We start from the raw sequence: 15,020 nt of genomic DNA, 5'->3' as shown, positions 1-15,020 counted from the left end.
TCTAGAATCGCCCGACATTTTTGCCCGGAACTTACTTCCAGCCAATGTCGTCATCTATACGCAAAGCCATCAATTCGGACACCCTCACCCGCCTGGCGCAAGCCATAGCGGTGGCTGTGTCCGCGACATTGGCAGGCTGTTCCAGCCATGCGCCGCAGACCGATGCGGCGCACACGCCGAACATTGCCGCGCGCGCCAAGCAGAAGCCCGTCTTCCTCACCGAAAAGCCGACCCCGCAAATCCCGCAGGATGTCTGGGAGCGCATGCGCCAGGGCTTCCAGCTGCAGGACGGCCTGGGCGTCAACCCGCGCATCGAGCAACAGCGCCTGTGGTTCGCCAGCAATCCATCGTTCCTCGAAAACGCCGGCGACCGCGGCAGCCTGTACATCCATTACATCGTCGAACGCCTTGAAGAGCGCAACATGCCCCTGGAGCTGGCGCTGCTGCCAGTGATCGAAAGCGCCTACAACCCGATGGCCTATTCCCGGGCCAATGCGGTGGGTCTGTGGCAGTTCATTCCCTCCACCGGGCGTTACTTCAACCTGCGCCAGACCCGTTTTTACGATGGCCGACGCGACATCACCGCCTCGACCACGGCGGCCATGGACTACCTGACCCGCCTGCACGACATGTTCAATGGCGACTGGCTGCTGGCCCTGGCCGCCTACAACGCCGGCGAAGGCACGGTCAGCCGTGCGATCGAACGCAACGAGCGACTCGGCCTGCCAACCGACTACTGGAACCTGCCGCTGCCCGCCGAAACCCAGGCCTACGTGCCGAAGTTGCTGGCACTGTCGCAGGTGGTCATGGCGCCGGATGCCTACGGCGTGAACCTCAACCCGATCGCCAACGAACCGTATTTCCAGGTCGTCGAAATCAACCAGCGCATGGACCTGTCCAAGGTCGCCGCGGTGGCCAACATCGACGAAGACGAGCTGTTCCAGCTCAACCCGGCCTTCAAGCAGCGCACCACCATCGACGGCCCGCAGCACTTGCTGGTACCGACTTCCAAGGCACAGCTGCTGACCACCAGCCTGCAGACCATGCGCCCTGACGAGTTGATCAGCAAGAAGCAGCTCAAACCGGTTTTCGAAGGCTCGGACAATACGCAACTGGCGAGCGCCAAGCGCAGCTACCGGGTCAAGCGCGGCGACAACCTGGGCTCCATTGCCAAGGCCAACAATGTCAACGTCAAGGACCTGCAACGCTGGAACAAGCTGAGCGGCAAGAATCTCAAGCCGGGCCAGACGCTGGTCATGCAAGACACCGGCAAGCGTAACTCCGGACGCATCAACACCGTGGTCGCGGCCAAGTCAAAATCCAGGACCGAGAAGCCGCAGTCCCAGTACAAGGTTCAGCAAGGCGACTCGCTGTACATGGTGGCCAAGCGCTTCAACGTTGAAATGCAGCACCTCAAGCGCTGGAATCCTCGTGTCGGCCAGGCGTTGAAGCCTGGACAGATGCTGACGGTTTCCAACCCGCACTAAAAATGAGCCCCTGAATTCAGGGGCTTTTTTTGTCCGCATGTTTCAGCAGACCTCTGTAGGAGCTGGCTTGCCAGCGAAAAACCAAGGATCGACGCGGTTAACCTGTAAATACGCGTAATCGTTAACGACCATCGCCGGCAAGCCAGCTCCTACAGTAGATCGGGTACAGGCGCGAGAGATGGGGCGGCTGTGAGGCCGCCGTCTTTTTCCTGTCCATACAAGCTGTTACTGTACGATCCACAATGCCCAAGCCGCCCGGATCGGATTCCTTATTTGAAGCGTCCCCTCCTCCCGCTCCTGATCAGCCTGGCCTTGAGCTCCACCGCAAGCGCGACGATCAGCGAAAGCCATGGTTATGCGCAGTTCGGCACGCTCAAGTACCCGGCCAGATTTACCCACTTCGACTGGGTCAACCCGCAAGCGCCCAAGGGCGGTACGTTGCGGGTCATGGCATTTGGCACCTTCGATACGCTCAACCCCTACACCTTCAAGGGCACCAGCCCGGTGACCACGCCGAATTTCCTGCAATACGGCATCAACGAGTTGAACGAGCCGCTGATGGTCGGCACCGGCCAGTACGCGCCATCCGGAGACGAGCCGACCTCCAGTTACGGCCTGATCGCCCAGTCGGTGGAATACAGCGAGGATCGCAGCTGGGTGGTCTTCAACCTGCGCCCCGAGGCACGCTTCCACGACGGCACGCCGATCACCGCTTATGACGTGGCATTCTCCTACCGCCTGCTGCTCAAGGAAGGTCATCCGCAATACCGCACCAACCTGCAGGAGGTGTTGCGGGTCGACATCCTCAATCCGCAGCGCATTCGTTTCGTCTTCAAGCGTGCCGGCAATCCCTTGCTGATCCTGCGCCTGGGGGAGTTGCCGGTGTTGCCGCAGCATTACTGGAAAGGTCGCGACTTCAAGGCGACCACCTTCGAACCGCCGCTGGGCAGCGGGCCGTATCGCATCACCGCGGTCAACCCTGGGCGCCAGATCGTGTTCGAGCGGGTCAAGGACTACTGGGGCAAAGACCTGCCGGTCAACCGCGGCAAGTACAATGTCGATCGTATGGAAGTCGAGTTCTACCGTGACAGCGACGTCGCGTTCGAAGCGTTCAAGGCCGGCGAGTTCGACATCTACATCGAGCACCAGGCGAAAAACTGGGCCACCGGCTACGGTTTTCCGGCGATCCGTCGTGGCGAGGTGATCAAGGCGCAGATCCCGCACCAGATCCCGACCCAGACCCAGGGCCTGTTCATCAACAGCCGCCGCCCGACATTCGCCGAGCCCCGGGTTCGCGAAGCACTCGGCCTGATGTTCGACTTCGAGTGGACCAACCGCACCCTGTTCAGCGGCGCCTACAAACGCGCCATGAGCTACTACCCCAACAGCGAGTTCTCCGCCAGCGGGCTGCCGGTCGGCCATGAATGGCTGTTGCTCAAACCGTATCGCGAGCAACTGCCGGCCAGGCTGTTCACCGAGCCTTTCAGCCTGCCGCAGACCCAGGGCCGGGGCATCCCCCGGGAAACCATGCGCAAGGCCCTGAGCCTGCTGGCCGAGGCCGGCTGGAAGCTCAATGGCCAGCGCTTGCAGAACGCGGCCGGGCAACCCTTGCGCCTGGAGATCCTGCTGGTCAACCCGAACCTGGAACGCATCCTCCAGCCCTACGTCGAGAATCTCACCAGCATCGGCATCGACGCCAGGTTGCGCACGGTCGATCGCGCCCAGTACAAACAGCGCCTCGACCAGTTCGATTTCGACATGATCCTGATGACCCTCAACCAGACCCTCAGCCCGGGCCTTGAGCAATGGCAGTATTTTCACTCCAGCCAGGTCGGGGTCAAGGGCAGCAAGAACTACGCGGGCATCGCCAATCCGGTGGTCGATCATCTGCTCGATCAACTGCTCGCGGCCAAGAACCGTGACGAACAGGTCGCCGCCGGCAAAGCCCTCGACCGGGTATTGCTGTGGCAGCACTACATCATTCCCAACTGGTACCTCAATTATCACCGCCTGGCCTACCGCAACCGGTTGGCCTTCGTCACGACGCCGCCCTACACCCTGGGCCTGAGCGCGTGGTGGCTGAAATCTTCGGAGAAAGATCGATGAAATTCGCAAGCGCCCTGCTCGTGCAGGCCAGCGCCCTGTTGTTCGCAGGGTGGGCCTTCGCCGCCCCGCAACATGCCCTGACCCTGTACAACGAGCCGCCGAAATACCCGGCCGACTTCAAACACTTCGATTACGTCGACCCGGACGCACCCAAGGGCGGGAAATTCCGCCAGGCCGGGTTCGGCGGTTTCGACAGCCTCAACCCGTTCATCAGCAAGGGCGTGTCAGCCAACGACATCGACCTGATCTACGACACCCTGGCCAGGCAGAGCCTGGATGAACCCTTCACTGAATATGGCCTGATCGCCGGCAAGATCGAAAAAGCTCCGGACAACGACTGGGTGCGTTTCTACCTGCGGCCCGAAGCACGCTTCCATGATGGCCATCCGGTGCGCGCCGAAGACGTGGTGTTCAGTTTCCAGACCCTGGTCAAGGATGGCGCGCCGATGTACCGCGGCTACTACAGCGACGTCGCCGACGTGGTCGCCGAAGATCCGCTGACCGTGCTGTTCAAGTTCAAGCACAGCAACAACCGCGAACTGCCGCTGATCCTCGGCCAGTTGCCGGTGCTGCCCAAGCATTGGTGGGCCAGCCGCGACTTCAACAAGGGCAACCTGGAAGTGCCGCTGGGCAGCGGCCCGTACAAGGTCACCGAAGTGAAGGCCGGGCGCTCGGTGCGTTATGAGCGGGTCAAGGACTACTGGGGCAAGGACCTGCCGATCAACCGCGGCTTCTACAACTTCGACGTGATGACCACCGACTACTACCGCGACAACACCGTGGCGCTTGAAGCCCTGAAGGCCGGGCAGTTCGATTACTGGCTGGAGATGACCGCGAAGAACTGGGCCAACGCCTACAACATCCCGGCGGTGACCGAAGGCCGGCTGATCAAGGAACAGATCCCCAACGGCAACCCCACCGGCATGCAGGGTTTCGTCTTCAACCTGCGCCGCCCTGTGTTCCAGGACGTGCGGGTGCGCCAGGCCCTGACCCTGCTGCTGGACTTCGAATGGACCAACAAGCAGTTGTTCAACAGTGCCTACGCACGCACCCGCAGCTATTTCGAGAACTCGGAAATGGCCGCCACCGGGCTGCCGGACGCCGATCAGCTGGCGATTTTGGACCCGTTTCGCGGCAAGATTCCCGAGCAGGTGTTCAGCGAGGCGTTCGCCAACCCGGTGACCGACGCCAGCGGCATGATCCGCACCCAGCAACGCCAGGCCTACCAGTTGCTGCAGGAGGCCGGCTGGCGCATCGTCGACGACAAGATGGTCGATGCCAACGGCAAACCGGTGAGCATCGAATTCCTCCTGGCCCAGACCGAATTCGAACGGGTGCTGCTACCGTTCAAGCGTAACCTGAGCGACCTGGGCATCGAGCTGGTGATCCGCCGGGTCGACGTTTCGCAGTACGTCAACCGCGTGCGCTCGCGGGACTTCGACATGATCGTCGGCAGCTTCCCGCAGTCCAACTCACCGGGCAACGAACAGCGCGAGTTCTGGATGACCGCGGCCGCCGACAAGCCCGGCAGCCGCAACTCCATGGGCCTCAAGGACCCGGTGGTGGACCAGCTGGTCGAGCAATTGATCAACGCCGACTCACGCCGCAGCCTGGTCGCCCATGCCCGCGCACTGGACCGGGTGCTGCAATGGGGCTATTACGTGATACCCAACTGGCACATCAAGACCTGGCGCGTGGCCTACTGGAACCACATCGGCCACCCCAAGGTCTCGCCTAAATATGACATCGGCATCAACACCTGGTGGATCAAGCCCGATGCGAAACCGGCCATAGAGATCGAAACCAAATTGCAAGCCGACCCTGCGGGCACGGAGTAATCAGATGCTGGCGTATATTTTTCGGCGACTGCTGCTGATCATCCCGACCCTGTTCGGCATTTTGCTGATCAACTTCGTGATCATCCAGGCCGCCCCCGGTGGGCCGGTGGAACAGATGATCGCCAAGCTCGAAGGCTTCGAAGGCGCCACCAGCCGCATTGCCGGCGGTGGTGCCGAAGTGTCGGTCGCAGGTTCGACCTATCGTGGCGCGCAAGGCCTGGACCCGGCGCTGATCAAGGAAATCGAGCACATGTACGGCTTCGACAAATCGGCGCCGGAACGCTTGTGGATCATGGTCAAGAACTACGCGTCGCTGGATTTCGGCGACAGCTTCTTCCGCGATGCCAAGGTCATCGACCTGATCAAGGAAAAGATGCCGGTGTCGATTTCACTCGGGCTGTGGAGCACCCTGATCATGTACCTGGTGTCGATCCCGCTGGGGATCGCCAAGGCCACGCGGCACGGCAGTCACTTTGACGTCTGGACCAGTTCGGCGATCATCGTCGGCTACGCGATCCCGGCGTTCCTGTTCGCCATCCTGCTGATCGTGGTGTTTGCCGGTGGCAGTTATCTGGACTGGTTCCCGTTGCGCGGGCTGACCTCGAACAACTTCGACGAATTGAGCATGGGCGGCAAGATCCTCGACTACTTCTGGCACTTGGCGCTTCCGGTGACCGCCCTGGTGATCGGCAACTTCGCGACCATGACCCTGCTGACCAAGAACAGCTTCCTCGATGAAATCAACAAGCAGTACGTGGTCACCGCCAAGGCCAAGGGCCTGACCAATCACCGCGTGCTCTATGGCCATGTGTTTCGCAACGCCATGCTGCTGGTGATCGCCGGTTTCCCCTCGGCGTTCATCGGCATCTTCTTCACAGGCTCCTTGCTGGTGGAAGTGATCTTCTCCCTCGACGGCCTCGGCCTGATGAGTTTCGAAGCGGCGATCAACCGCGACTACCCGGTGGTCTTCGGCACGCTGTTCATCTTCACCCTGCTGGGGCTGGTGGTGAAGCTGATCGGCGACCTCACCTACACCTTTGTCGATCCGCGCATCGACTTCGAAAGCCGGGAGCATTGAGATGAACCTGTCCCCTCTCAATCGCCGGCGCTTCGAGCTGTTCAAGGCCAACAAACGCGGCTGGTGGTCGTTGTGGCTGTTCCTGATCCTGTTCGGCGCCAGCCTCGGCGCCGAGTTGATCGCCAACGACAAGCCGCTGGTGGTGCACTACGACAACGGCTGGTACTTCCCGGCGCTCAAGCGCTACCCGGAAACCACCTTCGGCGGCGAGTTCCCGCTGGAGGCCAACTACAAGAGCCCGTACATTCGTGAACTGCTCAAGGCCAAGGACGCCTGGGTGCTGTGGGCGCCGATTCCCTACAGCTACCAGAGCATCAACTACGACCTGAAAGTGCCGGCCCCCGCGCCCCCCTCGACCGACAACCTGCTGGGCACCGATGACCAGGGCCGCGATGTGCTTGCGCGGGTGATCTACGGCTTCCGGATTTCCGTGTTGTTCGCCCTGACGCTGACTTTGCTCAGCTCGCTGATCGGCGTGATTGCCGGGGCGCTGCAGGGTTTCTACGGCGGCTGGGTGGACCTCGCCGGGCAGCGCTTCCTCGAGATCTGGTCGGGCTTGCCGGTGCTGTACCTGCTGATCATCCTCGCCAGCTTCGTCCAGCCGAACTTCTGGTGGCTGCTGGGGATCATGCTGCTGTTTTCCTGGATGAGCCTGGTGGACGTGGTGCGTGCCGAGTTCCTGCGCGGGCGCAACCTCGAATACGTGCGTGCGGCGCGGGCGCTGGGCATGCAGAATGGTGCGATCATGTTCCGCCACATCCTGCCCAACGCCATGGTCTCGACCATGACCTTCATGCCGTTCATCCTGACTGGCGCCATTGGTACCCTGACCGCCCTGGATTTCCTCGGCTTCGGCTTGCCGGCCGGCAGCCCTTCATTGGGTGAACTGGTCGCCCAGGGCAAGTCCAACCTGCAGGCGCCCTGGCTGGGCATGAGCGCCTTTGCCGTGCTGGCGTTGATGTTGAGTTTGCTGGTGTTCATCGGCGAGTCCGCTCGCGATGCCTTCGACCCGAGGAAGTGAAATGAATCAGGACAATCTGATCGAAGTGCGCGACCTGGCCGTCGAATTTGTCGTTGGCGAGCGCTGCCAGCGGGTGGTCGAAGGGGTCAGCTTCGACATCAAGCGTGGCGAAACCCTGGCGCTGGTGGGTGAAAGCGGCTCCGGGAAATCGGTGACGGCGCATTCGATCCTGCGCCTGCTGCCCTACCCGCTCGCCAGGCACCCGTCGGGGACCATCGAATATGCCGGGCAGAACCTGCTGGAGCTGAAAGAGAAAACCATCCGCCATATCCGCGGCAACCGGATCGCGATGATCTTCCAGGAGCCGATGACCTCGCTCAATCCGCTGCACTCGATCGAGAAGCAGATCAACGAGGTGCTGGGCATTCACAAGGGCCTGGTCGGCAAAGTCGCGACCAAGCGCACCCTGGAGCTGCTGGAAATGGTCGGCATTCCCGAGCCGGAAAAGCGTCTCAAGGCCCTGCCCCACGAATTGTCCGGCGGCCAGCGCCAGCGGGTGATGATCGCCATGGCCCTGGCCAACGAGCCGGAACTGCTGATTGCCGACGAGCCAACCACTGCGCTGGACGTGACCGTCCAGCTGAAAATCCTCGAATTGCTCAAGGAATTGCAGGCCCGCCTGGGCATGGCTCTGCTACTGATCAGCCACGATTTGAACCTGGTCAAAAGAATTGCGCATCGCGTATGTGTCATGCAGCGCGGTTGCATCGTCGAACAGGCATCGTGCGAAGAATTGTTCCGCGCGCCGCAGCACCCGTACACTCGGGAACTGCTGGCAGCGGAGCCCAGCGGCAAGCCTGCAACCAATGTCGTCGGCCCGCCGTTGCTTGCGGTCGAGGACCTGAAAGTCTGGTTCCCGATCAAGAAAGGCCTGCTGAAAAAGACCGTGGACTACGTCAAGGCGGTCGACGGTATCAATTTCAGCCTGCCCCAGGGCCAGACCCTGGGGATTGTGGGAGAAAGCGGTTCCGGCAAGTCGACGCTGGGCCTGGCAATATTGCGCTTGATTGGCAGTACCGGCGGCATCCGATTTGAAGGCAAGCAGCTAGACTGCCTGACGCAACAACAGGTCAGGCCGCTGCGGCGGGAGATGCAGGTGGTGTTCCAGGACCCCTTCGGCAGCTTGAGCCCACGGATGTGCGTGAGCCAGATCGTCGGCGAAGGCCTGCGGATTCACAAGATGGGCACCGCTGAGGAACAGGAAGCGGCGATTATTGCAGCATTGAAGGAGGTAGGCCTGGACCCGGAAACCCGGAACCGCTACCCCCACGAATTTTCCGGCGGGCAACGGCAGAGAATCGCCATTGCCCGGGCACTGGTGCTAAAACCGGCGTTGATACTGCTGGACGAGCCGACTTCGGCCCTCGACCGCACCGTGCAACGCCAAGTGGTCGAGCTTTTACGATCACTGCAAAGCAAGTACAACCTGACGTATCTGTTTATCAGCCATGACCTGGCTGTCGTCAAGGCGCTGAGCCACCAGCTGATGGTGGTCAAGCATGGCCAAGTGGTCGAACAGGGAGACGCGCAAAGCATTTTTGCCGCCCCCCGTCATCCGTATACACAGCAGTTGCTGGAAGCCGCCTTTTTGGCACCAGCCACTGCGCAATAACCTGAAAAGAGGAGCAACACATGGGTTTTCTCGCCGGTAAGCGCGTACTGATCGTCGGTGTCGCCAGCAAGCTGTCCATCGCATCCGGCATCGCTGCCGCCATGCATCGCGAGGGCGCTGAGCTTGCCTTCACTTATCAGAACGACAAACTCAAGGGTCGTGTCGAAGAATTCGCACAAGGCTGGGGCTCGAGCCCTGAGCTGTGCTTCCCGTGCGACGTGGCCAGCGATGAAGAAATCGCCAAGGTCTTCGAAGCACTGAGCAAGAAGTGGGACGGCCTGGACTGCATCGTGCACTCCGTTGGCTTCGCCCCGGGCGACCAACTGGACGGCGACTTCACCGAAGCCACCACCCGTGAAGGTTTCCGCATCGCTCACGACATCAGCGCCTACAGCTTCGTAGCCCTGGCCAAGGCCGGCCGCGAAATGATGAAAGGCCGCAACGGCAGCCTGCTGACCCTGTCGTACCTGGGCGCCGAGCGCACCATGCCGAACTACAACGTGATGGGCATGGCCAAGGCTTCCCTGGAAGCTGGCGTACGTTACCTGGCCGGCTCCCTGGGCCCGGACGGCACCCGCGTGAACTGCGTATCGGCCGGCCCGATCCGCACCCTCGCCGCTTCCGGCATCAAGAACTTCCGCAAGATGCTGGCCGCCAACGAAGCGCAAACCCCGCTGCGTCGCAACGTCACCATCGAAGAAGTCGGCAACGCCGGCGCCTTCCTGTGCTCGGACCTGGCGTCCGGTATCAGCGGCGAAATCATGTACGTGGACGGTGGCTTCAACACCACGGCCATGGGCAACCTCGAAGAGTGATCTTCGGTTAGCCAAAAAAACCCGCCTTTTCAGGCGGGTTTTTTTATGGGAATCATGTACACCTGTAGGTACTGGGAATGTCGGAGTAGTAGGCGCTGGCCGAACGGTTGCAATCGCAGGGGACTCGTTTCGTGATTGAGCCGGGGATACGATTCAAGGGGCTGGTGGGCGAACAGGCGACGATGTTTCTGTTCGATCCCTGCAGCAATGCCCTGGAGTTCAAGGCGTTCAAGGATATTGGGCAGCTTTTTGCCAATTAGTGTTGTCTGCACGACCGCCTTCGCGAGCAAGCCCGCTCCCACATTTGACCGAGCTCAACCAGTTGAAATGCGATTAATTGTGGGAGCGGGCTTGCTCGCGAAGAGGCCCGCAAAGACACCATAACTCTAGCGAGCCAGCGCCTCTTCAGCCTCTTCCAACAGCTCCTCGACCGAACCATGCAGTGCCGGGTCAAACTCGATCTGCCCAATACTGAAACGAATGTCATACCCGCGATGCGTCATGGCATTACGCTCATCGAGCATTTCTTCAAGCCGCGCCCTGATTGCGCTGACGTCTACCGAGGAGGATCCCAGGAGCAAGGCGACGAAGGAGGAACCCTCCAGCCGCCCGACCACATCGCTCTCCCGAAAGCCGATACGCAGCACGTCGGCAAAGGTCTTCAGCGCGTTGTCGCCCTCAGTGCGGCCGAACAGATAGTTGATGCGTTTGAACTCATCAAGGTTGAAGAACAGCAGCGTCGCCGGCCGCCCCAGTTGCTGGCAGGCCTCCAGGCCCAACTGAGCCAGGGCAATGAAACCGTGCCGGTTGGGCAGCAGTGTCAGCTCATCCATGCTCGCCATCTGCACGCCGATCAACTCCTGTTCGGCTTTGCGGGCCAGATCGCGCAGCAGCTCGCGCTCCTGTTGTGGCGTCCCTGCACGTACACCGGGTTTGTGCGGTTTGCCTGAGATCAGCATCACATACTCCATGGGTGGGTATGTAGTTTAGAGTCCTCGATTCCGGGTTTGACTCCCTGTCTGCGAGCCGTTGGTCAGCTTCCCGTTACCGGGCACGGCCCACCGGCGTCCGCCCAGCGCTTGAATTGAGTGACAAAAATGTCGTGGGGAACCGGCACCGGTGCGCGATTACCACCCGGATTCCAGCCCCACAGCACCAGCTTGTCCTCGCTGACATGCTTGATCAGCGCGGCGAAATCGCGGTCGCCATTGCTCGCACGGTCCTTGATCATGCTGCACAACATGTCCGGGGGCAGGCCGATCCAGGCCATCTTGTGCGCCGCCGGTGGCAGGCTCCAATGCGGCGCACCCGGCGGTGCATGGGCGCCGTAACTGGCCGGCGGGTTGTCTTGCGCATGGCAACTGGCGCAAGGCAGACCCGCCGCGCCTTTGCCGTCCATGCCACGCACGACGTTCATCGCGTGGGGTAGGCCGGCGTCGAACTGCAACGGCGAATCGCCGGGGATGTGGCAATTCTGGCAACGCGGGCTCTGGAAGACTTGCTGCACGGTATCGAACGCCTTCAAGGCTTCCCGGTCTTCGGCGAACAACTCTGTCGCATAGATAAACAGGCAAACCAGAAGCACCGAACCGAGCAACCAATGATGTCGCTTCATCTCACTTTTCATTTCACACCCCCGACAACTGCAGCGGCAGTTCACGCAGGCGTTGCCCGGTCAGGGCGTACACCGCGTTGGCCACCGCCGGCGCCGTGGGTGGTACACCCGTCTCGCCGATGCCACCGGGTTTCTCGCTGCTGGGCAGGATATGCACTTCGACCACCGGCATCTCGTTGAGCCGCAGCACCTGGTAATCGTGGTAGTTGGACTGCACCACCCTGCCGTCCTTGATCGTCAGTTTGCTGTGCAAGGTGAAGCCCAGGCCGAAGGCGATGCACGACTCCATTTGCGCCGCGATGCTCTGCGGATTGACCGCGATCCCGCAATCCACCGCGCACACCACCCGGTGCACACGGATCGCCAGGTTGTCCTGCGACACTTCGGCGACCTGCGCCACGTAACTGCCAAATGACTCATGCACCGCCACGCCCAGGGCATGGCCATCGGGCAGCGGCGCCTTCCAGTTGGCCTTCTCCACCGCCAGGTTCAATACGCCCAGATGCCGCGGATGCGCCTTGAGCAACGTGCGTCGATATTCCACCGGGTCCTTGCCGGCCGCTGCGGCCAGCTCGTCGATCAGTGATTCCATGACGAAGGCGGTGTGGGTATGCCCCACCGAACGCAGCCACAGCACGCTGATGCCGGTCTTGGGCGAATGCAGCTCCACCTGATGATTGGCCAACCCTTGCAGATAGGGACTGTCCGCCACGCCCTCCACGGACGTTTTGTCGATACCGTTCTTGACCATGGCGGCTTCGAGCGAGGTGCCGGCCATGATCGATTGCCCGACCAGCACATGCTGCCACGCCACCGGCAGGCCATCAGCGCCGAGGCCGACCCGCGCCTGGTGCAGGAACGCCGAGCGGTAATAACCGCCACGGATGTCATCCTCTCGCGCCCACACGGTTTTCACCGGCCCGCCCGCGGCCTTGGCAACCTGCACCGCTTCGGCGACAAAGTCCGAAGTCGGGTTGGCTCGCCGGCCGAAACCGCCGCCGAGGAACTCGGTGTGGATTTGCACCTGCTCGGGTTTGAGCCCGGTGATCTTGCCGGCGATCATCTGGTCCAGGGTCTGGAACTGCGTACCGGTCCAGATCTCGCATTTGTCCTGGGTGATGCTCACCGTGCAGTTGAGCGGCTCCATCGGCGCATGGGCCAGGAAGGGCACGCTGTACTCGGCATCGATTGTCTTGGTCGCCTTGGCCAGTGCGGCCTGGGCATCGCCCGCCTGACTGGCGGGCAGCCCGGGGGTGGCGGCGAGCTTGCGAAACTCCTCGAGCAATTGCTCACTGTCGAGCCCGCTGTTCGGCCCCAGGTCCCACTCGACGTGCAGCGCATCGCGCCCCAGTTTCGCCGCCCAGTAGTGATCGGCGATCACCGCCACGCCGGTCGGCACCTGCACCACTTTGTGCACACCGGGTATCGCCAGCGCCTCGGCGCCTTCAAAGGATTTGACGCTGCCACCGAACACCGGCGAGCGAGCGACCATCGCGGTCATCAGGCCGTCGAACTGCACGTCCATGCCGAACTTGGCGCGACCGGTGATTTTCTCCGGAGTGTCCAGGCGCCTGGTGGGTTTACCGATGATCTTCCAGTCCTTGGCCTCCTTGAGCTTGATCGACGCCGGGTCCGGCACCGGCAACTTGCCGGCGTCATCGGCCAGTTCGCCATAGGTGGCCTGCTGGTCGCCGGCAAACACCACGCCCGACTCGGTGCGTATCGCCGAGGGTGCGACGTTGAAACGCTTGGCCGCGGCCTCGACCAGCAGCAACCGCGCCGCTGCACCGGCCTGGCGATAACGGTCGAACTCCATCCAGGTCGAGGTCGAACCGCCTGTGATCTGCATGCCGCCGAACCCGGCAAGTCCATAGTCGGCGGCTGAAGCCGGTGAGTGTTCGACGCGGATCTTCGACCAGTCGGCGTCCAGTTCTTCGGCAATCAACATGGTCAGCCCGGTCCAGATGCCCTGGCCCATTTCCGAATGGCCGAGCAATACGGTGACGCTATTGTCATTGCCGATGCGCAGGAAGGCATTGGGGGCGAACACATTGCCCTGGTTTTCCGCGCCCAGGGCAAAGCGATGGGCCCCAGGGATGACAAACGCCACCACCAGCCCGCCCCCCAGCACGGCACTGCCCTTGAGAAAGCCACGACGCGACAGCGGATCGATGCTGTTCATGGCCATCAAGCCAGTTGCGCCGCGCGCTTGACCGCGGCGCGGATTCTTGGATAGGTGCCGCAACGACAGATGTTGCCCGACAGCGCCTGGTCGATATCGCTGTCGGTCGGTTGCGGGATCTTTGCCAGCAAGGCCGCGGCCGACATGATCTGCCCGGACTGGCAGTAACCGCACTGCACCACATCGAGTTCGGCCCAGGCCTGTTGCACCGGGTGCGAACCGTCGGTGGACAGGCCTTCGATGGTGAGGATTTTCTGTCCATGGGCCACGGCCGTGGCGGGTGTGATGCAAGAGCGCAAAGGCGTGCCGTCGATGTGCACGGTGCAGGCGCCGCACTGGGCCATGCCGCAGCCGAACTTGGTACCGGTCAGGTGCGCGACGTCGCGCAGGACCCAGAGCAGCGGCATGTCCGCGGGGACATCCAGCTCCTGATCCTTGCCATTGATATTCAGGGTCAGCATTGCGCAGGTCCTCAGACTCACGGTGTTCTGAAGGTGGCGCCGCTTTGGCGATCAACGACCTACGCGCGCCTTTGGGTTATCCCTTCAGCTAAGCGCAAATTGCCGGGCAGGCCGGGGTGTATCGACCACCGGTCACAAAACCCGCCCGAATTGCCGATAAAGCCGTCCATCTCTCGCGGCCGACCCCGCCCCCTGTAGGAGCTGGCTTGCCAGCGAAGACGTCCTCACAACCGCCCCGTATCTCACGGCCGTACCCGATCTACTGTGGGAGCCAGCCTGCTGGCGATGGCGGCCTGACAGCCGCCCCGTATCTCACGGCCGTACCCGATCTACTGTGGGAGCCAGCCTGCTGGCGATGGCGTCCTCACAACCACCCCGTATCTCACGGCTGTACCCGATCTACTGTGGGAGCCAGCCTGCTGGCGATGGCGTCCTCACAACCGCCCCGTATCTCACGGCCGTACCCGATCTACTGTGGGAGCCAGCCTGCTGGCGATGGCATCCTCACAACCGCCCCGTATCTCACGGCCGTACCCGATCTACTGTGGGAGCCAGCCTGCTGGCGATTGCGGCCTGACAGCCGACCTATTATTTGTTGACCGAGTACATATCCATTCCTGCGGTAACGGCCACTTATGGTTTCGCCCTTACGGCGAGTCACTTGGAAAAACGGAACGCCGCCCGGCCCCAAGTAACCAAGGGCTCTTGCCCCTGACGTTCGGTGCCTCGCTAAGGCTCGGCATGCCCTCGCTCCGGTCCTGCTCCGTGGGCCCGCCGCGATGGGCCATCCTTGGCCCAGCGCGGC

At 61.9% G+C, this 15,020-nt stretch carries 11 protein-coding genes and 1 pseudogene; 8 read left to right on the top strand and 4 right to left on the bottom strand.

Going from position 1 to position 15,020, the window contains the following annotated elements; genetic code table 11:
• Positions 1 to 44 precede the first annotated feature (44 nt).
• The 8 genes and pseudogenes from SOP85_RS07600 to SOP85_RS07565 form a co-directional block, all read left to right on the top strand.
• Complete coding sequence (locus SOP85_RS07600) at positions 45 to 1,487, top strand: LysM peptidoglycan-binding domain-containing protein (protein WP_274077013.1); 1,443 nt, start codon at positions 45 to 47, stop codon at positions 1,485 to 1,487.
• A 297-nt stretch (positions 1,488 to 1,784) separates the two neighbouring features.
• Positions 1,785 to 3,593, top strand: coding sequence for an extracellular solute-binding protein (locus SOP85_RS07595; RefSeq protein WP_408601107.1), 1,809 nt, complete (start codon positions 1,785 to 1,787; stop codon positions 3,591 to 3,593).
• Positions 3,590 to 5,431: an extracellular solute-binding protein gene (locus SOP85_RS07590; protein ID WP_323605952.1), complete on the top strand. Its 1,842-nt coding sequence runs from the start codon at positions 3,590 to 3,592 to the stop codon at positions 5,429 to 5,431. The genes SOP85_RS07595 and SOP85_RS07590 overlap by 4 nt, the downstream gene beginning before the upstream one ends.
• Positions 5,432 to 5,435: 4 nt before the next feature.
• Entirely contained in the window at positions 5,436 to 6,509 is a 1,074-nt protein-coding gene (locus SOP85_RS07585) for a microcin C ABC transporter permease YejB (protein WP_323605954.1), read from the top strand.
• Position 6,510: 1 nt separating this feature from the next.
• The gene (locus tag SOP85_RS07580) at positions 6,511 to 7,530 is read left to right on the top strand and encodes an ABC transporter permease (protein WP_274077016.1); all 1,020 of its coding nucleotides are present in this window, start codon (positions 6,511 to 6,513) and stop codon (positions 7,528 to 7,530) included.
• Position 7,531: 1 nt separating this feature from the next.
• Positions 7,532 to 9,142 carry an ABC transporter ATP-binding protein gene (locus SOP85_RS07575; RefSeq protein WP_323626562.1) on the top strand — a complete coding sequence of 537 codons (1,611 nt, stop codon included), beginning with the start codon at positions 7,532 to 7,534 and terminating at the stop codon, positions 9,140 to 9,142.
• 20 nt (positions 9,143 to 9,162) lie between these two features.
• Positions 9,163 to 9,957 (top strand): enoyl-ACP reductase FabI, encoded by a 795-nt coding sequence (gene fabI, locus SOP85_RS07570; protein ID WP_025213267.1) that lies wholly within the window; start codon positions 9,163 to 9,165, stop codon positions 9,955 to 9,957.
• Between the two features lie 92 nt (positions 9,958 to 10,049).
• A pseudogene (locus SOP85_RS07565) lies at positions 10,050 to 10,217 on the top strand (VOC family protein); the annotation flags it as partial.
• 126 nt (positions 10,218 to 10,343) lie between these two features.
• On the opposite strand, the gene SOP85_RS07560 reads toward SOP85_RS07565, so the two are convergent.
• The 4 genes from SOP85_RS07560 to SOP85_RS07545 all read right to left on the bottom strand — a co-directional run bounded on the left by SOP85_RS07560 (position 10,344) and on the right by SOP85_RS07545 (position 14,215).
• Complete coding sequence (locus tag SOP85_RS07560; protein ID WP_323626561.1) at positions 10,344 to 10,916, bottom strand: GGDEF domain-containing protein; 573 nt, start codon at positions 10,914 to 10,916, stop codon at positions 10,344 to 10,346.
• Between the two features lie 74 nt (positions 10,917 to 10,990).
• Positions 10,991 to 11,572, bottom strand: coding sequence for a hypothetical protein (locus SOP85_RS07555; protein WP_323626560.1), 582 nt, complete (start codon positions 11,570 to 11,572; stop codon positions 10,991 to 10,993).
• Positions 11,573 to 11,585: 13 nt separating this feature from the next.
• Entirely contained in the window at positions 11,586 to 13,754 is a 2,169-nt protein-coding gene (locus SOP85_RS07550; RefSeq protein WP_323626559.1) for a xanthine dehydrogenase family protein molybdopterin-binding subunit, read from the bottom strand.
• A 5-nt stretch (positions 13,755 to 13,759) separates the two neighbouring features.
• On the bottom strand, positions 13,760 to 14,215 hold the full coding sequence (locus SOP85_RS07545) for a (2Fe-2S)-binding protein (RefSeq protein ID WP_323626558.1): 456 nt from the start codon (positions 14,213 to 14,215) through the stop codon (positions 13,760 to 13,762).
• Between the last annotated feature and the right edge of the window lie 805 nt (positions 14,216 to 15,020).

Origin of the sequence: Pseudomonas sp. YuFO20 (genome assembly GCF_035064975.1) — a bacterium.
In the GTDB taxonomy this organism is placed as follows: Bacteria; Pseudomonadota; Gammaproteobacteria; order Pseudomonadales; family Pseudomonadaceae; genus Aquipseudomonas; species Aquipseudomonas putida_AE.
This window is presented reverse-complemented; position numbering and strand designations above follow the sequence as displayed.

What these genes read in the sequence shown, in the direction of transcription:
- SOP85_RS07600 (WP_274077013.1), top strand. Translation starts at nt 45, where the DNA reads ATGTCGTCATCTATACGCAAAGCCATCAATTCGGACACCCTCACCCGC.
- SOP85_RS07590 (WP_323605952.1), top strand. Translation starts at nt 3,590, where the DNA reads ATGAAATTCGCAAGCGCCCTGCTCGTGCAGGCCAGCGCCCTGTTGTTC.
- SOP85_RS07585 (WP_323605954.1), top strand. Translation starts at nt 5,436, where the DNA reads ATGCTGGCGTATATTTTTCGGCGACTGCTGCTGATCATCCCGACCCTG.
- SOP85_RS07580 (WP_274077016.1), top strand. Translation starts at nt 6,511, where the DNA reads ATGAACCTGTCCCCTCTCAATCGCCGGCGCTTCGAGCTGTTCAAGGCC.
- SOP85_RS07575 (WP_323626562.1), top strand. Translation starts at nt 7,532, where the DNA reads ATGAATCAGGACAATCTGATCGAAGTGCGCGACCTGGCCGTCGAATTT.
- fabI (WP_025213267.1), top strand. Translation starts at nt 9,163, where the DNA reads ATGGGTTTTCTCGCCGGTAAGCGCGTACTGATCGTCGGTGTCGCCAGC.
- SOP85_RS07560 (WP_323626561.1), bottom strand. Translation starts at nt 10,916, where the DNA reads ATGCTGATCTCAGGCAAACCGCACAAACCCGGTGTACGTGCAGGGACG.
- SOP85_RS07555 (WP_323626560.1), bottom strand. Translation starts at nt 11,572, where the DNA reads ATGAAGCGACATCATTGGTTGCTCGGTTCGGTGCTTCTGGTTTGCCTG.
- SOP85_RS07550 (WP_323626559.1), bottom strand. Translation starts at nt 13,754, where the DNA reads ATGAACAGCATCGATCCGCTGTCGCGTCGTGGCTTTCTCAAGGGCAGT.
- SOP85_RS07545 (WP_323626558.1), bottom strand. Translation starts at nt 14,215, where the DNA reads ATGCTGACCCTGAATATCAATGGCAAGGATCAGGAGCTGGATGTCCCC.